The following is a 23,271-nucleotide window of genomic DNA, read 5'->3' as shown; positions in this document are numbered from 1 at the left end:
TGTCGGGCGGGTCGGCGCGGTCACATCCGCCTCCGTGTGCTCTGGCGTGAGATGGTCCGCGCGTCCAGGCCGGACAGGCCGCGCACGGCGACGTACGCCTTCTCGTGCGGGGGCAGCGAGACGCGGCCGCGGAGTACGGCCTCGGGTTCGCGTTCGATGCGGTCGAGGAGGCGCCGGTAGATGCCGGCCATGGCGGCGACGCAGGCGCCGCTGCGCCGGTCGAGCATGGGCAGCAGCCGGTAGCCCTCGACGAACAGGGCCCGGGCGCGCCGGACTTCGTGGTGGACGAGCCCGGCGAAGTCGGCCCCGGCGGGGGCCCGGTCGCCGTGGAAGCCCTCGGAGCAGCCGAACTTGGCGAGGTCTTCGGCGGGCAGGTAGGTACGCCCGTTGCCGGCGTCCTCGCGGACGTCGCGCAGGATGTTGGTGAGCTGGAGGGCGAGGCCGAGGGTGTCGGCGTACTCGCCGGCGCGCGCGGCTTCGGACGCGCCGAGGCCGCCGGTGTTCACCGTGCCGAAGACGCCGAGCGAGAGGCGCCCGATGGCTCCGGCCACGCAGCGGCAGTAGACCTTGAGGTCGTCCCAGGTCTCGTAGGTCTCGCCGCGGACGTCCATCAGGACGCCGTCGATGAGCTCGTCGAGGCCGCCGAGCGGGATCGGGAAGCGTCGGGCCGCGTGGGCGAGGGCGACGGCGACCGGGTCGGTGTCGTCCTCGTCGATCTCTCCGCCCCGGATCCGGCCGAGCAGGGCGCGGGTCTCCTCAAGCCGGACGAACTTGGCCTCGGGGGCCAGCGTGCCGTCGCCGATGTCGTCGACGCGCCGGGAGAACGCGTACAGCGCGGACATCGCCTGCCGCTTGTCGGAGGGCAGCAGGCGGATGCCGTACGCGAAGTTGCGCGCCTGAGAACCGGTGACGGCCTCGCAGTAGCTGTAGGCCGCCAGGACCGCTGCGGACGGTGCGGACGTGTATGCGGAACCCTCCACGGTCGGGCTCACCCCTTTCTCGGCGCTGTGCGCAGGACGGCGGCCACCTCGCGGAGCAGGCCGCTCTTGGTGGGCTTGGGCGGGCCGGGGAGTACGTCGAAGCCGGCGGCGGTGACGGCTCGCAGGGCGGCGCGCCCTCCTCCCACGAAGCCCGCGAGCAGCAGCCGGAGCCTTCCGTGCACGCTACCCACGAGGGGGGTGCCTTCATCCAGGAGGCCCCGGGCGCGTTCGGCTTCGAACGCGACCAGGGAGCGTACGGACGCGCCGGCGCGGTGGGCCTTCAGGTCGGCCTCGCCCACGTGGAAGCGGTGCATGTCCTCGGCCGGGAGGTAGATGCGGCCCCGGCCGAGGTCCTCCGCGACGTCCTGCACGTGTTCGACGATCTGCAGGGCGGTGCAGACGGCGTCGGAGCGGCGGATCCGCTCGGGCGTGCTGGTGCCGGTGAGGGACAGCACGAGGCGGCCGACGGGGTTCGCGGACAGCTCGCAGTACGCGAGCAGGTCGCCGTACGTCTCGTAGCGCGTGACGTGCTGGTCCTGGCGGTTGGCCTCGATGAGCCCGAGGAAGGGCTCGGGGGTGAGGCCGTGGGCGCGGACCACGGGCTGGAGGGCCAGCATCAGCGGGTGCCTCGGAGGGCCGCCGGGGCCGCCGGGGCGCCGGAAAACACGGTGCAGGTCCGCCTCCAGGGCGTCGAGCATGGCGAGCCGGTCGTCCGCCGCGGCGGGGTCGAGGCCGAGGAGTACGGCGTCGTGCCCGCCGGGGGCGAGGTCGCCGTCGCCGATGTCGTCGACCAGGCGGGCGTACCCGTACACCGCCATCAGGCCGTCGCGCCAGGCGCGGGGGAGGAAGGACGGGGCGACGGGGAAGTTCTCCGTCCGCGCCTTGCCGAGGGTGGCGTTCGCGTGGGCGTCGGGGGCTGTGCGGGCCGCGTCCCGCCCGGGCCGGATACCGTGCCCGGGGGTCACCGCCCGCCGCCTGCGCGGGGGACGGCCGTAATGCCTGGGGGCCGGAGAATTCCCGTAGCCATTGCCGTCACATCTCCCGTTCTACACTGCCGACCCAATACATCCTATTTCGGACACGCCGCCGGACTTTCCCCGGGGTACCCCACGCCGTTCACCTGCGGGGAATCGTCCCCTCTGGCGTGATTCAGGACTGCTCCAGCTTACGCTGTACAACGCCGCGGCAGCCTCTCGGGTATTCGCTCCGCTACCGAATGTCGGCGCCGGCCGCCCCGGGCATGCCGAAGCCCCCGCCGCTCGGGACGACGGGGGCCGGCGGGGACCGCGGTCAGGCGCTGGTCGCCTTCTCGTAGGCCGAGACGACTTCTTCGGTGGGCCCGTCCATCAGCAGCTCACCCTTCTCCAGCCACAGCACGCGGCTGCAGGTGTCGCGGATGGACTTGTTGTTGTGGCTCACCAGGAAAACGGTTCCGGCGTGCTTGCGCAGTTCGCGGATGCGCTCCTCGGAACGCACCTGGAACTTGCGGTCACCGGTGGCCAGGGCCTCGTCGATCATCAGAACGTCGTGGTCCTTCGCCGCGGCAATCGAAAATCGCAGGCGTGCGGCCATACCGGAGGAGTACGTGCGCATCGGCAGGGAGATGAAATCGCCCTTCTCGTTGATGCCCGAGAAGTCGACGATGTCGTCGTAACGCTCCCTGATCTGCTCGCGGCTCATTCCCATCGCGAGACCGCCGAGGACCACGTTCCGCTCACCGGTGAGGTCGTTCATCAGTGCGGCGTTGACACCCAGCAGCGAGGGCTGGCCGTCGGTGTAGACCTTGCCGGCCTCGCAGGGCAGCAGACCGGCGATGGCGCGCAGCAGGGTGGACTTGCCGGAGCCGTTGGAGCCGATGACGCCGATGGCCTCGCCGCGGTACGCCGTGAAGGAGACGCCGCGCACGGCGTGGACCCGGCGGACGCCGGGTGCGTCGCCCTTGCCCCGGCGCATTATCTTGCTCAGCGCGGCGGTGGCGCTGCCCTTGCCGGAGCTGCCGGTGTTGACGCGGTAAACGATGTGCACGTCGTCGGCGATGACGGTGGGGACGTTGCCCCGGTTGTTCTCAGCCACGGCCGTAACGCTCCTCAGCCTTCCAGAAGTACACGAAACCGCCGAGACCGATCACGACGGCCCAGCCGACGGCGAAGGCCCAGACGTGCGGCGGCAGGTTGTGCCGGCCGTAGTCGTCGATCAGCGCGTACCGGATCAGGTCCATGTAGATCGCCGCCGGGTTCCACTGGAGCACGTCCGTGACCCACGCGGGCACGTGCCTGTCCTTGAGCGCCCCGCTGATCGAGAACATGACGCCCGAGGCGTACATCCACGTACGTGTGATGAACGGCATCAGCTGCGCGAGGTCGGGGGTCTTCGAACCCATCCGCCCGAAGACCAGCGCGAGGCCGGTGTTGAAGACGAACTGCAGCGCCAGCGTCGGAATGACCAGCAGCCAGGACAGCTTGGGGTAGTTGCCGAACGCCACCGTGACGATCACCACGACGATCATCGAGTACAGCAGTTGCTGGAGCTGCTGCATCGAGAAGGAGATCGGCAGGGAGGCGCGCGGGAAGTGCAGGGCGCGGACCAGGCCGAGGTTGCCGGGGATGGCCCGGACTCCCGCCATCAGCGAGCTCTGGGTGAAGGTGAAGACGAAGATGCCCGTCACCAGGAAGGGAATGTAGACCCCCTTCTCCATGCCCCGGCCCGCGTTCATGATCAGGCCGAAGATCAGGTAGTACACCAGCGCGTTGAGCAGCGGGGTCGCCACCTGCCAGATCTGGCCGAGCTTCGCCTCGCTGTACTGGGCGACCAGCTTGGCCCGGGAGAACGCCATGATGAAGTGGCGCCGGTCCCAGAGCTGCCGCACGTACTCGGCCAGGGTCGGCCGGGCGCCGCTGACGGACAGGCCGTACTTCCTGGCGAGCTCCGCGGGGGCAAGCCCCGCGTCTTCGGACGGCGGCTTGCTCGTGGCGAGGGCGCCATCCTGGGTTGTGTCACTCACAAGATGAAACTTTCCGTCTTCAAGATGCGGCAGAAGGTGGCATCGGGCCTGGGGCGCTCGGCCCGTGATCGCGCCATGTTCTCAGACGCGAGCGTGTCAGATGACAGGCGGTCGGCCCAGCCGGGTCAGCCGCCAGACCGTGCGCCACTTCATGGGGCGCCGGGGACCGCAAGGGGTGGTCCATCCCTCCTTGAACCCGCCGAACCAGGCCTTGAGTGCCGGTGCCGACGGTCTGCGCACGAGCGTCAGCAGGAGCCAGACGCCCAGGTAGACCGGGACCAGCGGGACGGGCAGGTTGCGGCGGGCGAGCCACACCCGGTTACGGGCCACCATACGGTGGTAGACCGCGTGACGGGAGGGGGCGGTCTTCGGGTGCAGGAGCACCATGTCCGCCCGGTAGTCGATCAGCCACCCCGCGTCGAGTGCCCGCCAGGCCAGATCCGTCTCCTCGTGCGCGTAGAAGAACTCGCCCGGCAGCGTTCCGACCTGCTCGAACACCCTCGTGCGGACGGCGTTGGCACCGCCGAGGAAGGTGGTCACGCGGGAGGAGCGCATCGGGTCCGAGGCGCGCAGCCGGGGCACGTGCCGGCGCTGGGTCTCGCCGGACTCCGGATCGGTGATCCGGAAGCTGATGATCCCGAGCTTCGGGTCCTCGGCGAAGGCCTGCCGGCACAGCTCGGCGGTGTCGGCGCGCTCCAGCAGCCCGTCGTCGTCGAGGAACAGCAGGGCGTCGACCTCGCTGCCGCCGGGTCCGAAGGCCTCGATGCCGACGTTGCGGCCGCCGGGGATGCCCAGGTTCTCGGGCAGGGAGACGGTGCGCACACCGGCCGACAGGCCCTCCAGGCCGGTGACGTCGACGCCCTGGCCGACGACGACGACCTCGATCGGGACGCCCTCCTGACGGGCCACCGAGTCGAGGAGCGCCTTCAGCTCGTCGGGGCGGTTGCCCATGGTGATGATCACGGCGCCCAGCCGCATCGGCGTCGTCACTTGAGCCTGCTGGAGGCCAGGATCGACACCAGGTGCAGCACCGTCTGGAGCATCGCGATGCCGGCCAGCACGGCCACGCCGAGCCGGGAGAAGTACAGGTCGCCCCGCATCTGGTCCAGGACGGCGAGCAGCAGGATGAGCAGCGACGCCTCTATGCCGAGGACGAGCCGGTGGAACTTCAGCGCGGACGCGGCCCGGCGGGCGAGCGCCATGCCGGAGGAGCGCGGCTCGGCGGCGGATTCGGCGACGGGCTCCTTGCCGGTCTGGTGCCGGGCGACGCCGACCAGGTCCGTCTCGGCCTTGATCAGGATCGCGCCGAGCGCCGCCAGGGTGCCGAGGAAGGCCCACAGCCAGTCGATGCGGCCGGTGCCCCACAGGTCCGCGGCGCGCAGGCCGAAGCCGACGAGGACCGCCGCGTCGCACAGGTAGGCGCCGACCCGGTCCAGGTACACGCCGGAGAGCGAGTACTGCTTCTTCCAGCGGGCGACCTCGCCGTCGACGCAGTCGAGCAGCAGGTAGAGCTGGACCATCACCACGCCGAGGACGGCGCCCCAGATGCCCGGCACGAGCAGGGCCGGGGCGGCCAGGACACCGGCGAGGGTCATCAGGTAGGTCAGCTGGTTGGGCGTGACCTTGGTGTTCACCAGGACGCGGGTGATGCGCAGGGAGATCTCGCGCATGTACAGACGACCGCCCCAGTGCTCGCCACTGCGCCGGTCCTTGACGCCCGGCGGGTGAACGACGGGCCGGAGTTCAGCTACGGATGGTCTTGGCATAGTCGGCGTAAGCATCCCTGATCTCGGCTGCGGACGGATTGAGGTGCTCCAGGATCGTGAAGCGTCCCGGGCGGGTCTGGGGGGCGTATTCGACGGCCGCCACGAACTCGTCCACGCTGAACCCGATCTCGGCGGGCAGCACGGGCAGGCCGTGGCGGCGCAGCACCTCGACGAAGAGCCCGGCCTGCTCGGCCGCGCCCCGCAGGTGCATCGCGAAGGCGGCTCCGAGGCCGACCTGCTCGCCGTGGAGCGCGGAGCGCCCCGGGTAGAGCAGGTCGAAGGCGTGGCTGATCTCGTGGCAGGCGCCGGAGGCGGGGCGGGTGTCCCCGCTGATCGACATGGCGATGCCGGTCAGGACGAGGGCCTCGGAGAGCACCGTGAGGAACTCGTCGTCGCCGCAGCCCCCGGGGTGGCGCAGCACGGCCTCGCCTGCGGTGCGGGCCATCGCGGCGGCCAGGCCGTCGACGGCCTCCCCGGTGATCCGGTGCGAGAGCTCCCAGTCGGCGATGGCCGAGATGTTGGAGAGCGCGTCGCCGATGCCGGCGCGGACGAACCGCACTGGCGCCTCCTTGATCACGTCGAGGTCGATGACCATCGCGATCGGGGTGGGCACGCCGTAGGAGCCGCGGCCGTTGTCGTTGTCGAGGGTCGCGACGGGCGAGCAGATGCCGTCGTGCGACAGGTTGGTGGCGACGGCCACCATGGGCAGCCCGACCCGCGCCGCGGCGTACTTCGCCACGTCGATGATCTTGCCGCCGCCCAGGCCGACCACGGCGTCGTAGCGACGGCCCTTTATGTCGTCGGCCAGCTTGACCGCGGAGTCGATGGTGCCGTCGACGACCGGGTACCAGTCGGCGTGCGGCAGCACGGGCTCCAGCTTGGTGCGCAGCACCTGGCCGGAGCCGCCGCTGATCGCGATCGCCAGTTTGCCGGACGCCGAGATCCGCTGGTCGGCCAGGAGGCCGGCCAGGTCGTCCATGGCGCCGCGGCTGATGTCGACGACGACCGGGGAGGGGATGAGCCTCGTCAGTACTGGCATGCGATCGTCCGGCCCTTGGCGAGGTCGTCGTGGTTGTCGATCTCGACCCACCTGACGTCGCCGATGGGGGCCACGTCGACCACGAAGCCGTCGTTGACGAGCTGCTGGTAGCCGTCCTCGTAGTACAGGTCGGGGTCGCGCTCGAAGGTGGTCTTCAGGGCTTCGGCCAGGGCCTCTGCGGCCTCCGGCTCGATGAGCGTGACGCCGATGTACTCGCCGGTGGCGTCGGACGGCTCCATCAGCTTGGTGATCTGACGCACGCCCCTCCGAGTGGCACCGTCGCCGTCGACGACGACCTTCATCTCCTCGTCGGCCAGGCTCTTGACCGTGTCGAGGGCAAGGATGATCTTCTGGCCGTTGCCGCGGGCGTCGAGGAGGGTCCGCTCGACGGAGACCGGGTGGACGGTGTCGCCGTTGGCGAGGATCACACCCTGCTTCAGGACGTCACGGGCGCACCACAGGGAGTAGGCGTTGTTCCACTCCTCGGCCTTGTCGTTGTCGATGAGCGTGATCTTGACGCCGTACTTGGCCTCCAGGGCCTCCCGGCGCGCGTACACGGCTTCCTTGCGGTAGCCGACCACGATCGCGACCTCGGTGAGGCCGACCTCGGCGAAGTTGCCGAGGGTGAGGTCCAGGACCGTCAGGCTCTCCTCGTCGCCTTCGGGGCCGACGGGCACGAGGGCCTTGGGCAGGGTGTCGGTGTAGGGACGCAGGCGGCGTCCGGCACCGGCAGCGAGTACAAGGCCGATCATGCTGGTTCTCCTTCGTCATGTACGGCGGGTGCCCCGGAGGAGACCCAGAAGCGGATGCTCTCCACGAGCACCACGAGTGCCACGAACACGGCCATGGCCGTGAGCGCGACGGGGAACGTGTCACGGGGCAGCACGGCGGCCAGGACCACGACCAGCAGGACCCGGCCGTCCTGCCCGCCGATCGTCCACACCAGCCACCTGGGCGGCGCACCGGAGCCGCCGCGGATGCGGTAGACCGTGTCGTAGTGATGGTAGGCGACCGCCGCGACCAGTCCGAATGCGGCCGGAAGGGCTCCGGGTACGTCGGCGTGGACGGCGAGCGCGAGCACGGTCACGTACTCGGCGCAGCGGAACAGCGGTGGGATGAGCCAGTCCAGCGCTCCCTTGAGCGGGCGGGAGACGGCCGCGCCGGAGGCTATGACGTAGAACACCGCGGCAGCGATGAGCGAGGCGGCGCCGAACGGCCTCACGGCCGCGTCGCCGACGACCAGGACGGAGCCGACGAGGGCCATCGCCAGCGGGGCGACGGGCCGTCCCTTGGCCAGGCCCGTGCCGATCGACGCCAGCGGGCCCGAGTCGGCGAGGTCGGCCAGGGCCTGGGCGGCACGGTCGGTGCGCCTGGCCTTGCGGGTCAGCGAGCGCAGCACCCGGCCGGCGGTGGTGTAGAGGGCCCCGAAGGCGCAGCCGACGAGCAGGGCGTAGAAGACGATCCGGGGGGTGGTGACGGCGGTCAGCACCGCGATCATGGCCCAGCGCTCGCCGATCGGAAGGATGATCATGCGCCGGACCCAGACCGTCCAGCCGACGCTGTCGAGCTTGTCGGACAGCGCCGCGGTGGGGCTGGTGTTGGCCGTCGCGTCGTGGTTGGCCTCGTTGAAGGCGAAGTCCACGACGTGCCGGCAGGTCATGAGGATCATCGCGCCGAGCGCGAGGGCCCACACGTCGTCGCCGCCCCGTGCCGCGCCGAGCGCGAGGCCCGCGTAGAAGGAGTACTCCTTCGCGCGGTCGAAGGTCGCGTCGAGCCAGGCGCCCATCGTCGAGTACTGGAGCGAGTAGCGGGCGAGCTGCCCGTCCGTGCAGTCCAGGACGAAGGAGACGAGGAGCAGCACGCCGGCGGCGACGTAGCCCCAGCGCTCGCCGGTGGCGGCGCAGCCGGCCGCGATCAGCGCGGTGATCAGCGAGGCGGTGGTGACCTGGTTCGGGGTCAGGCCGCGTCGCGCGCACCAGCGTGCGACGTAGCGCGAGTACGGGCTGATGAAGAAGGTGGTGAAGAACCCGTCGCGGGACTTGACGGCGGTGCGCAGGCGTACGGCCTCGTCGTCCACGGCCGCGACCGCCGCGGCGGCCGCGGCGCGCTCCGCGGCGGTGTCGGGGACGGCGGCGACCAGGGTGCCGAGCTCGGGGCGCTGGACGGTGGTACCGGCGGCCTCGACGGCGGCGGCGAGCCGGTCCGCGTACGGGCCGTCCCCGTCCGGGTCGAGGGCCGCGGCCTTGTCCAGGGCCGCACGGGCCGCGGGCTGGACGGCGAAGGCCCCGGTCACGGCGCAGGCGTCGAAGCGCGGGTCGGTCAGCGCGAGCCGCAGGGCGTGGACGTGCCCGACGAAGGCGCTGTCGACGACTGCGACCCGCTGGTCGGCGGGTACGGCGGCGAGCACCGCGGCGGTGTCCTGCGGCCCGGTCGCGGAGCGGACGTCGAAGCCGAGGGAGCGCAGCTCGTCGTTCAGCGGTGATCCGGGGACCGGCAGGCCGGTGAGGATGACGGTCGACAGACGAACTCACTCCTTGCAGCGAACACTGGGCGCCTCATGGGGGCGGCGGCACGTCGGCAGAGGCTATCGGATGAATGGAAGCGGGGGTTCACCACCCGTTTACTTCCCGATAGGCCGAATATTCCGGGGCTTCGGGCCCTGGCGCGATCATCATTGACGATCACGCCGAGATACCACAAACCGCCTGGGTGTTAAGGTGAAATTTCTTACCGCACCGTCGGAAGAGCAGAGCGGGAAAAGGGGTGGGTTGATGACCGTCGCAGTGGTCGCTGCCGAGCGCGGCGAAATCCGGTTCATCCCCGTCCTCTTCGGGGCGTCCGGCCGCTCCTGATCACACCGGTGCCTCCCCCGGCTCCTGCCGGGGTGCCCCCGGATCGGCCGGAGCCCTCTTTCCAAGGGTTCACGTTGACCGACATCACTGGTGACACGAACAACACCGCCAACCCCGACAACAACGACAACCACGACAACGCCGGTACGGCCGGGTTCACCCGCGCCGAGTTCATCGACGCCTTTTTCGCGCTGCACCGCGGCCTGCCCCGGCAGTCCCCCGGCTCCGACGCGACCACCCGGCACCTGCTGTCCCTGTGCGGACCGCTGCCCGAGCGGCCTCGCGTCCTCGACCTGGGCTGCGGCCCCGGCCGCAGCGCGCTGCTCCTCGCCGAGGAGGCGGGCACGGCCGGCGCCGAGGTGACCGCCGTCGACCTGTACGACGGTTTCCTCGACGAGCTCCGGGCCGCGGCCGCGGCCCGCGGGCTCGCCGGCCGCGTCCACCCCCTCAAGGCGGACATGGGCGCCCTCCCCCACGAGGACGGCTCCTTCGACCTCGTATGGGCGGAGGGGTCCGCCTACGTCATCGGTTTCGGCGCCGCGCTGGAGCAGTGGAAGCGGCTCCTCGCACCCGGGGGCACGCTCGTGCTCACCGAGTGCGAGTGGACGGTCGCGGAGCCGTCCGCCGGTGCCCGTGCCTTCTGGGACGCCGAGTACCCGCTGCGCTCCACCGCCCGCAACCTCGCGGCCGCCCGGACCGCCGGGTACCGGGTGCTGGGCGTCCACCACCAGCCGGACTCCGACTGGGCCGAGTACTACGGACCGCTCGGCGAGCGCGTGGCCGCCGCGGCCCCGGCCGGTCCGGCGGCCGCCGCCGCGCTGGCCTCCGTACGCGAGGAGCTCGACGTACGGGAGCGGTACGGGCACGAGTACGGGTACACGGGCTACGTCCTGCGGCCCGTGTCCGCGGTGGACGGCGGCGCGGCACCCTCCGGGGTCTGACGGCACATGTGATCCGCCCCCGGCGCTTACCACGCGGCGGGGGCGGACATGCGCGGATCATCGAAGTGGGGACAAGCCTCTTTTGTACGGCAGACTGAAGGTCGAAGTCCGAAGCGAAGGATGGGTATGCCGACCACACCAGCCACCGCCGCGAACAGCGCGTCCCCCGGCACCGGCACTCAGGAGATCATGCTCGAACTGGTCGATGAGTCCGGCAACACCATCGGCACGGCGGAGAAGCTCTCCGCCCATCAGGCTCCCGGTCTGTTGCACCGGGCCTTTTCCGTGTTCCTCTTCGACGGGCAGGGCCGTCTGCTGCTGCAGCAGCGGGCCCTCGGGAAGTACCACTCCCCCGGCGTCTGGTCGAACACCTGCTGCGGTCACCCCTACCCCGGGGAGTCGCCGTTCACGGCGGCGGCCCGGCGGACCCACGAGGAGCTGGGCCTGTCCCCGTCGCTGCTCGCGGAGGCGGGGACCGTGCGCTACAACCACCCGGACCCCGCGTCGGGTCTGGTGGAGCAGGAGTACAACCACCTGTTCGTGGGTCTTGCGCAGGCGCCGCTGCGGCCGGATCCGGAGGAGGTCGGCGACACCGCGTTCGTGACCGCCGAGGAACTGGCCAAGCGGCACGCCGAGGCGCCGTTCTCGGCATGGTTCATGACGGTGCTGGACGCGGCCCGGCCCGCGATCCGGGAACTGACCGGTGATGCCGCGGGCTGGTAGCCCGTACGGCGTTCAGAGCCCGGGGGCCGGCGAGGCCGGCGCGGCGAGCGGCAGGGCCGCCCAGATGACCTTGCCACCCGTCGAGGTGTGCTCGACGTCGCAGACCCCGCCGGACTCCAGCGTGATCTCGCGCACCAGGAGCAGCCCCCGGCCGCCGGTCTGCCCGAAATCCGCCTCCAGGGCCTTGGGCCGGTACGGGTGGTTGTCCTCGACGGCCACCCGTACCCACTGCCGGCCGATGGCGACCTCGACCGCGACCTCCGGCGAGAGCAGGGCCGCGTGCCGGACCGAGTTCGTCACCAGTTCGGAGACGATCAGCAGCAGGGAGTACACGAGGTCCCGGCCGGCCGGGACGCCCTGGCGGCCGAGCAGGTCACGGACGGCCCAGCGGGCCTGCGGAACGGATTCTTCTACCGCAGGGACGGTGAACCGCCACACGCCTTCGTACGCGAGGGGGTCGGCCGGTGCCTCCGGCTCGCCCTCCTTGGCTGGCGGGACGCTCCCGCTGACATCCATCTTCCGGCCCCCGTCTTCACGCTCGATCGTCTCCACGCGACAAGAGTGGGGAACGGGCTGATCCGGGCCGGACGCCTGACCAGAAGTCAGCATCATTCGGACACTTTCTGACCGCTGGCGTATGACAGCGTCAGTTGTACGACCGTTCCTGATCTTCTGCGAGACCTGTCTCGCCCGCGACGCCCGCCCCGCCCCCGGCCGCCGCACCCCGCCGGGACCGCGTCGTGCCTGACCAAGCCCTTGGAGCACCGCGGCGGACTGGTTTGATCATAGGATCGACCGACCGGGATAGCATCCGCCCCATGGACGCAGCCCAGGACGCAACCCTCCTGCACACCGTCGCCGACGGGGTCGCCACGGTCGTCATCTCGCACCCCGCCAAGCGCAACGCCATGACCGCGGCGATGTGGCGCGCACTCCCGGACCTGCTGGGCGGACTCGCGGCCGACCCGGCCGTACGGGTGCTCGTCCTGACCGGGGCCGGACCGACCTTCTGCGCGGGGGCCGACATCTCCTCGCTGGCCGGGGACGAGGACCCGCAGGCGCTGGCCGTGGCGGCGGAGGACGCGCTGGCCGCCTTCCCGAAGCCGACGCTCGCGGCGATCCGCGGATTCTGCGTGGGCGGCGGCAGCCAGCTGGCGGCGGCCTGCGATCTGCGCTTCGCGGAGGAAGGGGCGTCGTTCGGGGTGACCCCGGCGAGGCTCGGCATCGTCTACCCCGCATCGTCGACGCGCCGGCTGGCCTCGCTGGTCGGCCCGGCGGTGGCCAAGTACCTGCTGTTCTCCGCGGAGTTGATCGACGCGGACCACGCGCTGCGGGCGGGCTTCCTGAACGAGCTGCTGCCCGCCGGGCAACTGGACAAGCGGGTGGCCGACTTCGCCCGCATCCTGACCACCCGTTCCCAGCTGACGCAGGCGGCGGCCAAGGAGTTCACGGACGGGCGGACGGACCGGGACGCGTACTGGGCGCAGCAGGCGGCCGGAAGCGACGACACCGCGGAGGGTGTCGCCGCGTTCCTGGAACGCCGTACGCCGTCGTTCAGCTGGACTTCGGGCGGGCGGGCGCAGGCTTGAGCGAACGGACCAGCTCGACGATCCCGGCCGGCGCCTTTGCGGGCGATCCGGCGTCGTAGGGCGGCTGGGGGTCGTACTCGGTCATCAGCTGGACGGCCATGGCGGTCTCGTCGCCGGCGATGCGGCCGAGGAGGCCGAGCCCCATGTCGATGCCGGAGGACACCCCGGCGGCGGTGACGTACTTCCCGTCGAACACGACGCGCTCGCCGGTGGGCTCGGCGCCGAAGGCGGGCAGTTGGTCCAGGTAGAGCCAGTGGCCGGCGGCCCGCCGCCCCTTGAGCAGCCCGGCGGCGGCCAGGAGGAGCGAGCCGGTGCAGACGGACGTGGTCCAGGTGGTGGTGGCGTCGACGGCACGCAGCCAGTCGACGACGGCGGGATTCCCCATCTCCAGCTCGGGGTGGGGCCCGCCGGGCACGACGACGATGTCGGGCCGGGTCACCTCGTCGAGGCCCTTGTCGGCGACGAGCGCGAGCGCCCCGTTGTCGGTCCGCACCGGACCGGGGCGCTCCGAGACAAAGACGACCTCGGCGCCGGGGAGGCGCCCGAGCGTGTCGAAGGGGCCGATGGCATCGAGGGCGGTGAAGTGGTCGTAGAGCAGGACGGCGATCTGCACGTCTCCTCCGGAGTGGTGAGTGGTGGTCGGGTCGGTGTGCACCGCCCCCGAACGGGAACGGCAGGTCTGTGCCACGCCCCCCGGCCCCGGCGGGGCTGGATTCTCCCCGCTGCGCCCGGCTCCGCGGCCGTCCGACGCGCGGGAACCCGCGGGCCGGCGCACCCGGCCGGCGTCCGAGGCGGGGGTCCTGGGGGCGGCGCCCGGCAGCGGAGGGCAGCCGGACGGTGTCCGGGCCGCCGCCCCGGGCGAGGGCGAAGGCCGGGGAGTTGCAGGACTCCGCGCGCCGAGACCCTCAGCGGTCGCAACCCCCGAGTCAGGGCCGGGGTCAGCGGCGGAAGACCGGCGGTCAGAACTGAGGTCAGCGGCCGAAGACCGGCGGTCAGAAACCGGGTCCGGGGTCAGGGACTGAGGCCAGGGGCCAGGGGCCGGGGCGGGGCCGGAAGCCGGGCGGAAGCCTCAGGGTCCGGGGTTCCCGTGGGGGTCCGGGCCGAAGCGGCGGCGGTATTCGGCCGGGGGCTGGCCCAGGGTCTTGACGAAGGCCCGGCGCAGGGCCTCGGGGGTGCGGTAGCCGCAGGCCCGGGAGATCTGGGCCACACCGTCCCCCGTGTCCTCCAGCAGCCGCCGCGCGTGCTCCACCCGCACCCGCTCCACGTACCGCCCCGGCGTCACCCCCGTCTCCGCCTGGAACGCCCGCGCGAAGTGCCGCGGCGAGAGCCGTGCCCGCGCCGCCAGAGCCTCCACGCTCAGGTCCGAGCCCGGATGCTCCGTGATCCACTGCTGCACCTCCCGCAGCGGATCCCGCTGCGCGGTCTGCGCCGCCAGCTGCGCGCTGAACTGCGCCTGGTTCCCCGGCCGGCGCAGGAACACCACCAGGTGCCGCGCGATGTCCAGCGCCAGTTCCCTCCCGTGGTCCTCCTCCACCAGCGCCAGCGCGAGGTCGATCCCCGCCGTGACCCCGGCCGAGGTGGCGACCCGGCCGTCCCGTACGTAGATCGGATCCGGTTCGACCGCCACCTTCGGGTAGTCCCGGGCCATCTGCTCGCACACGTACCAGTGCGTCGTGGCCCGCAGTCCGTCCAGCAGCCCGGCCTCGGCCAGCAGGAGCCCGCCCGTGCACACGGACACCAGCCGCTCAGCGCCGGCCCCGTGCACGCGGAGCCACTCGGTGAGCCGCGGCTCGAAGTCCCCCCGGTACTGGCCTCCCGGAACCAGCAGGGTGGTGCCGGGCCCCGGACTCGCGCTCTCCAGGTCCCCGTCCGGCACGAGCGAGAGCCCGCTGTCCGTCCGTACGGGTGCGCCGCCCGGGGACACCGTGCGGATCGCGTACCCGGTCCCCGCCCGCCCCGGAAAGCGGGCGACCGCGGCGAACACCTCCACGGGCCCGGTCACGTCCAGGCTCTGCACGCCGTCGTAGAGGACGACGAGCACGTTTCGCAACGACATGACCCCATGGTGTGATGTCCTCCCCGATGGCCGCAATGACGTCCTTCCCACCTTTACGGCCACGGCCTGCGACGCGGATAGGATCGATGGACCATGACTGCAACCCTCGTCGCCAAGAACCTCACCGCCGCGCACGGTGAGCGCACGCTCTTCGCCGATCTCGACCTCGTCGTCGCCCCCGGCGACGTCATCGGCCTCGTCGGCGTCAACGGCGCCGGGAAGTCCACTCTGCTGCGCCTGCTCGCCGGCCTGGACACGCCCGAGACCGGTGAGCTGCGGCTCTCCCCGCCCACCGCCGCCGTCGGCCACCTGCCCCAGGAGCCGGAGCGGCGCCCCGAAGAGTCCGTGCGGGAGTTCCTGGCCCGGCGTACGGGCGTCGCCGCCGCCCAGGCGGCGCTGGACATCGCGACCCAGGGCCTGGTCGACGGCACCCCGGGCGCGGACGACGCGTACGCGACGACGCTGGACCAGTGGCTGAACCTCGGCGGCGCCGACCTCGACGAGCGGGCCCAGGAGGTCGCCGACGAACTCGGGCTGGCCGTCAGCCTGGACCTGCCGATGACCGCGCTGTCCGGCGGCCAGGCGGCCCGCGCCGGTCTCGCCTCGCTGCTGCTCTCCCGCTACGACGTCTTCCTCCTCGACGAGCCGACCAACGACCTGGACCTGGAGGGTCTGGAGCGGCTGGAGCAGTTCGTGAAGGGCCTGCGCGCGGGGACGGTCGTGATCAGCCACGACCGCGAGTTCCTGGCCCGGACCGTCACCAAGGTCCTCGAACTGGACCTGGCTCAGCAGCAGATCAACCTCTACGGCGGCGGCTACGACGCCTATCTGGAGGAGCGCGAGCGCGCCCGTACGCACGCCCGCGAGGAGTACGACGAGTACGCCGACAAGCGCGCGGCGCTCGAAGGCCGGGCGCAGATGCAGCGCAACTGGATGGACAAGGGCGTCCGCAACGCCCGCCGCAAGGCCACGGACAACGACAAGATCGGCCGGAAGCTGCGCGGCGAGTCGAGCGAGAAGCAGGCCGCCAAGGCCCGCCAGACGCAGCGTGCCATCGAGCGGCTCGAAGTCGTCGAGGAGCCCCGCAAGGAGTGGGAGCTGCGCATGGAGATCGCGGCGGCGCCGCGCTCCGGCTCGGTCGTCGCCACCCTGCGCGACGCGGCGGTCACGCGCGGGGACTTCGCCCTCGGCCCGGCCAGCCTCCAGATCGACTGGGCGGACCGGGTGGCGATCACCGGCGCCAACGGCGCGGGCAAGTCCACCCTGCTGGCCGTCCTGCTGGGCCGACTGGCGCCCGACTCCGGTGCCGCCACGCTCGGTTCGGGTGTGCTGGTCGGCGAGGTGGACCAGGCGCGCGGCCTCTTCCTCGGGGACGAGTCGCTGCTGGAGGCCTTCTGCGCGGCGGTCCCGGACACCGAGCCGGCCGAAGTGCGGACCCTGCTGGCCAAGTTCGGCCTGAAGGCCGCCCACGTGCTGCGCCCGGCGGCCACGCTCTCCCCCGGCGAGCGCACCCGGGCGGCCCTGGCGCTGCTCCAGGGCCGCGGGGTGAACCTGCTGGTGCTGGACGAGCCCACGAACCACCTGGACCTCCCGGCGATCGAACAGCTGGAGTCGGCCCTGGACGCGTACGAGGGCACCCTGCTGCTGGTCACCCACGACCGCCGGATGCTGGACGCGGTGCACGTCACCCGCCGTCTGGAGGTCTCGGGCGGCAAGGTCACCGAGCTCTAGGGCGCCGCGGGGCTACTGCTGCGGCGCGCGGCGCTTGCGGGCGAGCCGCGTGGCCACGAAGCCGCGGGGCAGGTGCCGTACGGCGAGTGCGTACGCCTGGTAGCGCCGGCCGGTAATGCTCACCGGGCGGCGCAGGGCCAGGTCGCACAGGGCCTTGGCCACCACGGCTTCCGGCTCCAGCCACACCGCCTCGCGCAGGGCGCTGACGTCCATCCCGGCCCGCGCCTGGAACTCGGTGCGGGTGAACCCCGGGACCACCGCCAGCACCCGGACCCCGTACGGCGCCATGTCCACCCGCAGGGACTCGCTGAACGCGGTGACCCAGGCCTTGGCGGCCCCGTACGTCCCCGTCGGCAGCAGTCCGGCCACCGAGGAGACGTTCACCACTGCGCCCCGGCGGCGCTCGCGCAGCCCCGGCAGCACGGCGTGGGTGAGCCGCAGCGGGACCTTCACCAGCAGGTCGAGCATCCGCTCCTCGTCCTCGACCGGGCTGTACGGGAACGGTGCGGGGAGACCGAAGCCCGCGTTGTTGACCAGGATGTCCACGGGCCGGTCCCGGTCGGCGAGCCGCTCGGCGACTGCCGTGCGGTCCGCGTCGTCCAGCAGGTCGGCGGGCAGCACCTGGATCGTCGTACCGAACTCCCGGCCGAGCTCCCGGGCCACGTCTTCGAGGCGGTCCTTGTCGCGGGCGACCAGGACGAGGTCGCAGCCCTTGGCCGCGAAGCCGCGGGCGAAGGCGGCGCCGAGTCCGGCGCTGGCCCCGGTGATCAGAACGGTGGTCAAGAGAAGGTCACTTCCTACACGTTGTTCGGGGTCCGGGTGCTACCGGGCGGCATCCGGGCGTTGCGGGACGAAGTCCGTGGTCGACGGCGATCCGTAGGCCTGGGCCACGTCGACCAGGAACCGGGCCTCTTCGTCGAGGTCGCCGCCCTCCGCGGAGGTCAGCATCGCGGCCGGCGGCTCCCACGCCGTGTCCTCACCCGGATGCCCGGGCCGCCCGGCGAGCTTCGCCTGCCGCGCCTCCTTCAGTACGCAGGCCAGCGCGGCCGCCGTGCGCCGCTGCTCGGGGATCCCGTGCCCGGTGACATGGCTGCGGGCGAGCTCCGGGACGCCCGGGGCGACGTACTCGCCGAGGATCAGGATCGCGTCGCGGGTCTCGATCACCTTGCGGTACACCAGCAGGTTGCGCGGGACCGGCGGCCACAGCAGCTCCACCACCCGGCCGGCCCGCGGCTTGGTGAGGGCGACGTACGGGACGGCCTGGACCAGGTCGTGCCAGAGCGGCCACAGCCGCCAGGCGGTGGCGATGTCGGCGGTGGTGCGGCGCAGGACGAACAGGGTCGGCACCAGGATCGCGGCGGCCCGCAGCAGCCCGTGCAGGTTCATCATCAGGGGCATGGCGGGCATCGCCCAGGTACTGCCGAACAGGGCCTTGAGGAGGTACACGAACCAGAACAGGCCGGCGAGCGCGGTACCGAGGCCGAACAGCCGCAGCCCGGCGGCGAGGCCCTTGCTCTCGGTGCGGCGGCTGTAGCGCCAGCAGAGGGAGACGCAGGTGGTGTTGGCGATCAGGTGAGCGGAAATCAGGATCAGCCAGTACGCGAGGGAGGGCACGGGTTCGCCGTGCGGCGGGATGGCGTGCGCACCGTGCGCGGGGGATTCCGCGTCCAGCACGACGAGGGTGGTCAGCCAGGCCACCGTGCCCGTCCGGGCGGCGAGTTGGAGGACCCGGCCGCGGATGGCGGCGGCGACGAAGTAGACCACGGTGCCCGCGGACAGTACGCCGATGAGGTTGCGGACGAGGCCTACGGTGTGCGCGTAGTGCGGGTCGCGCATGGCGTACGCGACGACGTCCGGGAGGTTCAGGGTCATCGCCGCGGCTGCGGTGGCCACGGCGAGCCACAGGCCGCGCTGCTGCGGGGAGCGCAGGGCGGCCGGGGCGCGGAGCAGGACCGCGATCCAGAGGCAGACGACACTGGGCACGGCGAGCGAGTCGCCGAGGGCGGTGAGTTCAGCGGCGTCCATGGCTCCCCCGCCCGTAGCCCATGGCGGATTCCAGCCAGGCGAGGGTGCCGCGGGGTGCCGTGGCCGACTGCGGGCACGGGCCCGTCGTGCGGATGCGGATCATGCTGGCCAGCATTTCCGCCTCCCGCTCCTGGCTGGTGGTGTAGTTGGTGCGCCCGAGGACGACCGGGGCCTGCCCGTCGGTGTCCTCGGCTTCCAGGGAGTTGTGGTCGAACAGGATGTGCCCGAGCTCGTGCAGCACGATGTGCTCGCGGTGGAGCGGGGTGGTCTGGGCCTCGTAGAAGACGTAGTCGACGGTGGCGGTGCCCACCCACAGCCCGCACACCCCGGATTCGGCAGCCTCCTTGGGAAGCGGGTGCAGGCGGATGGGGCGCCCGCGCTGCTCGGCTATCCGGTTGCAGAGCCCTTCGAGGGAGAACGGATGCGTCAGATCCAGATGGCCGAGAATCTTCTCGCATCTTTTGCGGAGGCTGGGTTGCGAGCGGGGCATGTGATCCCTCTTCGGACCCTTTCGCGGGCAGCGTCGGTAGGCGTGCGTGGGCGTGGGCATGGCGTCCTGTGCCTTCAAGGCGGCCTCGGGGAGTGGGGTCCTGAGGGGAAAAGGAAGCCCGTTCACCAGTCGGCGAACGGGCGTTCCACCATGCCTACAGATCTTGTACGGGAGTTCGCAAGGCAGGTCCCCGGGCGGGGTACCGATTCGGCCATCCCGGAACACGGCCCGGCGCAGGCCGGTGGCTGCAAGCGCACCGCCGGGATTCAGCCACGCCGCGGCCGGTCGAGGGCCCCCGGTCCCTCCGCACGGTGTCCCACACGGCGCACCGGCTCACGCCGCCCGCTCGGCTCACGTGGCGCTGTCGATGCCATCGGACGTCCCGCTCACTTCAGTGGCACTTCCCGTGCCGTGGCCGGGAGTTGACGATCTGCAGGAAGCCGGCGAACCGCCGGGGCGCTCGGGCCCGCACCGCGGCTCCCCCGGCCGGCTGCCGGTGGAGCCGCGGGCTGCACGGTGCTACCGCTTGCGGCGCTCCTCCGGGCCGCCGGTGAGGCCGGCGCGGCGCAGGGCGTCTGCCATCGCGCTGTTCGCCGGGGCCGGGGCGCCGGCGCCGCCCTGGCGCTGGCCTCCCTGGCGCTGGCCGCCGCCCTGACCCCGGCCCTGGCCGCCTCCCTGGCCGCCGCCCTGGCCTCCCTGGCCGCCGCCGCGCTGCTGCGGGGGACGGCCGCCACCGCGCCGGTCCTGGCGGTCTTCGCGCTGCCGGGGCGCGCCTGCCGAGCCGTCGGCCTCGTCCTCCAGCCGCAGGGTCAGCGAGATCCGCTTGCGCGGGATGTCCACGTCCATGACCTTCACGCGGACGATGTCGCCCGGCTTGACCACGTCGCGCGGGTCCTTGACGAAGTTCTTCGACAGGGCCGAGACGTGGGCGAGGCCGTCCTGGTGGACGCCGATGTCGATGAAGGCGCCGAAGGCGGCCACGTTCGTGACCACGCCTTCGAGGATCATCCCGGGCGCCAGATCGCCGATCTTCTCGACGCCCTCCTTGAAGGCGGCCGTCTTGAAGGCGGGGCGCGGGTCGCGCCCCGGCTTCTCCAGTTCGCGCAGGATGTCCGTCACGGTCGGCAGGCCGAAGGCCTCGGTCACGAACTGCTCCGGGCGCAGCGAGCGCAGCACACCGGTGTTGCCGATCAGCGCCGCCACGTCGCTGCCGGCCGACTTGGCCATGCCCCGGACCAGCGGGTACGACTCGGGGTGCACGCTGGAGAAGTCCAGCGGGTCGTCCCCGCCGCGGATCCGCAGGAAGCCCGCGCACTGCTCGTACGCCTTCGGGCCGAGGCGGGCCACGTCCTTGAGCGCCTTGCGGCTGCGGAAGGGGCCGTGGGCGTCGCGGTGGGCCACGATGTTCTCGGCGAGCCCGCCGCTGATGCCCGACACCCGGGAGAGCAGCGGCGCGGAGGCGGTGTTGACGTCCACACCCACGCCGTTCACGCAGTCCTCGACCACCGCGTCCAGTGAGCGCGAGAGCTTCACCTCGGAGAGGTCGTGCTGGTACTGGCCGACGCCGATCGACTTGGGGTCGATCTTGACGAGCTCGGCCAGCGGGTCCTGCAGGCGGCGGGCGATGGAGACCGCGCCGCGCAACGACACGTCCATGTCCGGGAGTTCCTGCGAGGCGAAGGCGGAGGCCGAGTACACGGAGGCGCCCGCCTCGGACACCATCACCTTGGTGAGCTTCAGCTCGGGGTGGCGGGTGATCAGGTCCCCGGCGAGCTTGTCGGTCTCGCGGGAGGCCGTGCCGTTGCCGATGGCGATCAGCTCGACCGCGTGCTCCTTGGCCAGGCGGGCCAGCTTGGCGAGGGACTCGTCCCACTTGTTGGCGGGGACGTGCGGGTGGATCACGTCCGTGGCGACGACCTTGCCGGTGGCGTCGACGACGGCGACCTTCACGCCGGTGCGGAAGCCGGGGTCGAGGCCGAGGGTGGCCCGGGTGCCGGCGGGGGCGGCGAGCAGCAGGTCGCGCAGGTTGGCGGCGAAGACGCGTACGGCCTCGTCCTCCGCGGCGGCGCGCAGCCGCATCCGCAGGTCGATGCCGAGGTGCACCTGGATCTTCGTGCGCCAGGCCCAGCGGACGGTGTCGCCCAGCCACTTGTCGCCGGGGCGGCTGTGTCCCGAGGGGGCCCCGATCCCGAAGCGGCGGGCGACCATGCCCTCGTACGCGGACGGGCCGGGGACCGCTGCGGTTTCAGGGTCCTCCGGCTCCAGGGTGAGGTCGAGGACGTCCTCCTTCTCACCGCGCAGCATGGCGAGGACGCGGTGCGAGGGCAGCGCGGTGAAGGGCTCGGCGAAGTCGAAGTAGTCGGCGAACTTGGCGCCCGCCTCCTCCTTGCCCTCGCGGACCTTCGCGGCGAGCCGGCCGCGGCCCCACATGCGCTCGCGCAGCTCGCCGATCAGGTCGGCGTCCTCGCCGAACCGCTCGGTGAGGATGGCGCGGGCGCCCTCCAGGGCGGCGGCCGGGTCGGCGACGCCCTTGTCGGCGTCGACGAACGCGGCCGCGGCGGCGGCCGGTTCCACCGACGGGTCGGCCAGCAGGCCGTCGGCGAGCGGCTCCAGGCCGGCCTCGCGGGCGATCTGCGCCTTGGTGCGCCGCTTGGGCTTGAACGGGAGGTAGATGTCCTCCAGCCGGGCCTTGGTGTCGGCCGCGTTGATCCGGGCCTCCAGCTCGGCGTCGAGCTTGCCCTGCTCCCGTACGGAGTCCAGGATCGCCGTGCGCCGGTCCTCCAGCTCGCGCAGATACCGCAGCCGCTCCTCAAGGGTGCGCAGCTGGGCGTCGTCGAGCATCTCGGTCGCTTCCTTGCGGTAGCGCGCGATGAACGGCACGGTGGAGCCGCCGTCGAGCAGCTCCACGGCGGCCTTGACCTGCCGCTCCCGTACGCCGAGCTCCTCGGCGATCCTGCCTTCGATGGACATCGTCACGATCGGGTCCCGCCTGCCTTCGTTTGCACTGGAAGGCTGCCAATTGTGGCAGGTGACGGTGACGGAGGCCGGAAGCCCCGCGCGCGGGGCCTCCGGCCCGCCCCTTCGGGCCCGGTGCGGGGCTCAGGCCTTGCCGAAGGCGTCGGCGGGGAAGGCGCCGGCGGCGACGGCCTTCATGACGAATCCGCCGCCGAGTTCGGCGAGCCGGGCCAGGCCGTCGGCGCCGAGGTGCTCGTACGGGGCCGCGTCGAGGCGGTCGGTGTCGTCTTCGAGGCGCTCGCGTACGGCCTTGCCCTCCTCGGTGAGCTCGCCGTCCTCGGCGAGGATCCCGCGCTCGCGCAGCCGGTCGACGGCGGCGTCGAGGTCGGACTGCTCCCAGCCGCGGATGGCCTTGATCCACTTCGGGGTCATGCCGCGGCCGGTGGCGGTGTGGCTGACCAGGGCCTCCAGCGGGTCCAGACCGGCGAGCAGCAGGGCGGCGAGGTGGCCGTCGCCGCGGTGCTCGCGCAGCAGGGTGGTGGCGTGCCAGAGGCGCAGGTGCGGCTCCTCGGGTACCGGGAGGTCGGCGTGGGCGGCGTAGAGGGTCCGGGCGTGCCGGGTGCAGCCCTCCGTGGCGCGCAGGGCGAGGTCGGCGGCCTCGGCGAGCTCGGGGGACTCGACGGTCTCCGCGCCGAGCAGCCGGCGCAGGGTGCTGTCGGCTGCGCGCAGCCGGGCGTCGAGGGCCTGTTCGGGGGTGATCGTGTCCCAGACGGCGGGCAGGTGCCGGGCGACGAAGTCGTGGCGGTAGTTGTAGAAGGTGGCGGTGACCGTCCCGGCGCCGACGGCGCCCATGGCGGCGGACCGGGAGGCGAGGTTCACGGCAGGCCGCTCGGTGACCCCGAGGGCGGCGAACTCCTTGCCCAGGTCGGGCGAGAAGTAGATGGTCGCGTGCAGCGGGTTGATCGCTGCGTGCCAACAGGTACGGGCGGCGCGCGGAGGAATCATCGTCATGCCGGTCAGGTTACCGACCGCTCAGTATGCCGGGTAGTCCCGGGTTGCCCGCGGTACCCCGTGTGCGTGCGCGACGACCCCGCGCGGGGAACCGGTTTCTGGCCTTTCTTGC

21 protein-coding genes are annotated in these 23,271 nt (G+C 72.2%); 4 read left to right on the top strand and 17 right to left on the bottom strand.

Features of this window, described 5'->3' with window-relative positions:
- Positions 1-20: 20 nt before the first annotated feature.
- The 9 genes from hpnD to ABTY04_RS00885 form a co-directional block, all read right to left on the bottom strand.
- Positions 21-992: a presqualene diphosphate synthase HpnD gene (hpnD, locus tag ABTY04_RS00925; protein WP_502996523.1), complete on the bottom strand. Its 972-nt coding sequence runs from the start codon at positions 990-992 to the stop codon at positions 21-23.
- Positions 989-1,945: a squalene synthase HpnC gene (hpnC, locus tag ABTY04_RS00920; RefSeq protein WP_502996522.1), complete on the bottom strand. Its 957-nt coding sequence runs from the start codon at positions 1,943-1,945 to the stop codon at positions 989-991. Before hpnC ends, hpnD begins: the two co-directional genes overlap by 4 nt.
- A 325-nt stretch (positions 1,946-2,270) precedes the next feature.
- Complete coding sequence (locus tag ABTY04_RS00915; RefSeq protein ID WP_352211155.1) at positions 2,271-3,053, bottom strand: ABC transporter ATP-binding protein; 783 nt, start codon at positions 3,051-3,053, stop codon at positions 2,271-2,273.
- On the bottom strand, positions 3,046-3,981 hold the full coding sequence (locus ABTY04_RS00910) for an ABC transporter permease (protein WP_352211154.1): 936 nt from the start codon (positions 3,979-3,981) through the stop codon (positions 3,046-3,048). Before ABTY04_RS00910 ends, ABTY04_RS00915 begins: the two co-directional genes overlap by 8 nt.
- A gap of 96 nt (positions 3,982-4,077) precedes the next feature.
- Positions 4,078-4,959, bottom strand: a complete 882-nt coding sequence (locus tag ABTY04_RS00905; RefSeq protein WP_502996530.1) for a glycosyltransferase family 2 protein — start codon at positions 4,957-4,959, stop codon at positions 4,078-4,080.
- An 8-nt stretch (positions 4,960-4,967) separates the two neighbouring features.
- Complete coding sequence (locus tag ABTY04_RS00900) at positions 4,968-5,747, bottom strand: CDP-alcohol phosphatidyltransferase family protein (protein ID WP_352211152.1); 780 nt, start codon at positions 5,745-5,747, stop codon at positions 4,968-4,970.
- On the bottom strand, positions 5,725-6,786 hold the full coding sequence (locus ABTY04_RS00895) for an iron-containing alcohol dehydrogenase family protein (RefSeq protein ID WP_352211151.1): 1,062 nt from the start codon (positions 6,784-6,786) through the stop codon (positions 5,725-5,727). Before ABTY04_RS00895 ends, ABTY04_RS00900 begins: the two co-directional genes overlap by 23 nt.
- Positions 6,774-7,538, bottom strand: coding sequence for a phosphocholine cytidylyltransferase family protein (locus ABTY04_RS00890; protein WP_352211150.1), 765 nt, complete (start codon positions 7,536-7,538; stop codon positions 6,774-6,776). The genes ABTY04_RS00895 and ABTY04_RS00890 overlap by 13 nt, the downstream gene beginning before the upstream one ends.
- Positions 7,535-9,307 (bottom strand): DUF5941 domain-containing protein, encoded by a 1,773-nt coding sequence (locus ABTY04_RS00885; RefSeq protein WP_352211290.1) that lies wholly within the window; start codon positions 9,305-9,307, stop codon positions 7,535-7,537. The genes ABTY04_RS00890 and ABTY04_RS00885 overlap by 4 nt, the downstream gene beginning before the upstream one ends.
- 405 nt (positions 9,308-9,712) lie before the next feature.
- On the opposite strand from ABTY04_RS00885, the gene ABTY04_RS00880 reads away from it, so the two are divergent.
- Positions 9,713-10,579 (top strand): class I SAM-dependent methyltransferase, encoded by an 867-nt coding sequence (locus tag ABTY04_RS00880; protein WP_352211149.1) that lies wholly within the window; start codon positions 9,713-9,715, stop codon positions 10,577-10,579.
- A 126-nt stretch (positions 10,580-10,705) separates the two neighbouring features.
- Positions 10,706-11,302 (top strand): isopentenyl-diphosphate Delta-isomerase, encoded by a 597-nt coding sequence (idi, locus tag ABTY04_RS00875; RefSeq protein WP_352211148.1) that lies wholly within the window; start codon positions 10,706-10,708, stop codon positions 11,300-11,302.
- Between the two features lie 12 nt (positions 11,303-11,314).
- Here the strand turns inward: idi and ABTY04_RS00870 are convergent, their stop codons facing one another.
- Positions 11,315-11,818 (bottom strand): ATP-binding protein, encoded by a 504-nt coding sequence (locus ABTY04_RS00870; protein ID WP_502996529.1) that lies wholly within the window; start codon positions 11,816-11,818, stop codon positions 11,315-11,317.
- Positions 11,819-12,120: 302 nt separating this feature from the next.
- On the opposite strand from ABTY04_RS00870, the gene ABTY04_RS00865 reads away from it, so the two are divergent.
- The gene (locus ABTY04_RS00865; RefSeq protein ID WP_352211146.1) at positions 12,121-12,891 is read left to right on the top strand and encodes an enoyl-CoA hydratase/isomerase family protein; all 771 of its coding nucleotides are present in this window, start codon (positions 12,121-12,123) and stop codon (positions 12,889-12,891) included.
- Here ABTY04_RS00865 and ABTY04_RS00860 read toward each other — a convergent pair.
- Complete coding sequence (locus ABTY04_RS00860; protein WP_352211145.1) at positions 12,857-13,504, bottom strand: DJ-1/PfpI family protein; 648 nt, start codon at positions 13,502-13,504, stop codon at positions 12,857-12,859. The genes ABTY04_RS00865 and ABTY04_RS00860 overlap by 35 nt on opposite strands.
- 456 nt (positions 13,505-13,960) lie before the next feature.
- A complete protein-coding gene (locus ABTY04_RS00855; protein ID WP_352211144.1) occupies positions 13,961-14,947 on the bottom strand; it encodes a GlxA family transcriptional regulator in 987 nt (328 codons plus the stop codon).
- Positions 14,948-15,040: 93 nt separating this feature from the next.
- Here ABTY04_RS00855 and abc-f point away from each other — a divergent pair, with 93 nt between their 5' ends.
- Positions 15,041-16,678: a ribosomal protection-like ABC-F family protein gene (gene abc-f / locus ABTY04_RS00850; RefSeq protein ID WP_352211143.1), complete on the top strand. Its 1,638-nt coding sequence runs from the start codon at positions 15,041-15,043 to the stop codon at positions 16,676-16,678.
- Between the two features lie 12 nt (positions 16,679-16,690).
- Here abc-f and ABTY04_RS00845 read toward each other — a convergent pair whose 3' ends face one another.
- The 5 genes from ABTY04_RS00845 to ABTY04_RS00825 all read right to left on the bottom strand — a co-directional run bounded on the left by ABTY04_RS00845 (position 16,691) and on the right by ABTY04_RS00825 (position 23,159).
- Entirely contained in the window at positions 16,691-17,461 is a 771-nt protein-coding gene (locus ABTY04_RS00845) for an SDR family NAD(P)-dependent oxidoreductase (protein WP_352211142.1), read from the bottom strand.
- A gap of 39 nt (positions 17,462-17,500) precedes the next feature.
- The gene (locus tag ABTY04_RS00840; RefSeq protein WP_352211141.1) at positions 17,501-18,703 is read right to left on the bottom strand and encodes an MAB_1171c family putative transporter; all 1,203 of its coding nucleotides are present in this window, start codon (positions 18,701-18,703) and stop codon (positions 17,501-17,503) included.
- Positions 18,690-19,193, bottom strand: coding sequence for a hypothetical protein (locus ABTY04_RS00835; RefSeq protein ID WP_352211140.1), 504 nt, complete (start codon positions 19,191-19,193; stop codon positions 18,690-18,692). The genes ABTY04_RS00840 and ABTY04_RS00835 overlap by 14 nt, the downstream gene beginning before the upstream one ends.
- Before the next feature lie 519 nt (positions 19,194-19,712).
- The gene (locus tag ABTY04_RS00830; protein WP_352211139.1) at positions 19,713-22,169 is read right to left on the bottom strand and encodes a Tex family protein; all 2,457 of its coding nucleotides are present in this window, start codon (positions 22,167-22,169) and stop codon (positions 19,713-19,715) included.
- Positions 22,170-22,292: 123 nt separating this feature from the next.
- Positions 22,293-23,159 carry an SCO6745 family protein gene (locus ABTY04_RS00825; RefSeq protein WP_352211138.1) on the bottom strand — a complete coding sequence of 289 codons (867 nt, stop codon included), beginning with the start codon at positions 23,157-23,159 and terminating at the stop codon, positions 22,293-22,295.
- Positions 23,160-23,271 lie beyond the last annotated feature (112 nt).

It is taken from the genome of Streptomyces sp. NPDC097981 (genome assembly GCF_040302565.1).
In the GTDB taxonomy this organism is placed as follows: domain Bacteria; phylum Actinomycetota; class Actinomycetes; order Streptomycetales; family Streptomycetaceae; genus Streptomyces.
Note: the sequence above shows the minus strand (reverse complement) of the source record. Positions and strands in the feature narration are given on the sequence as shown.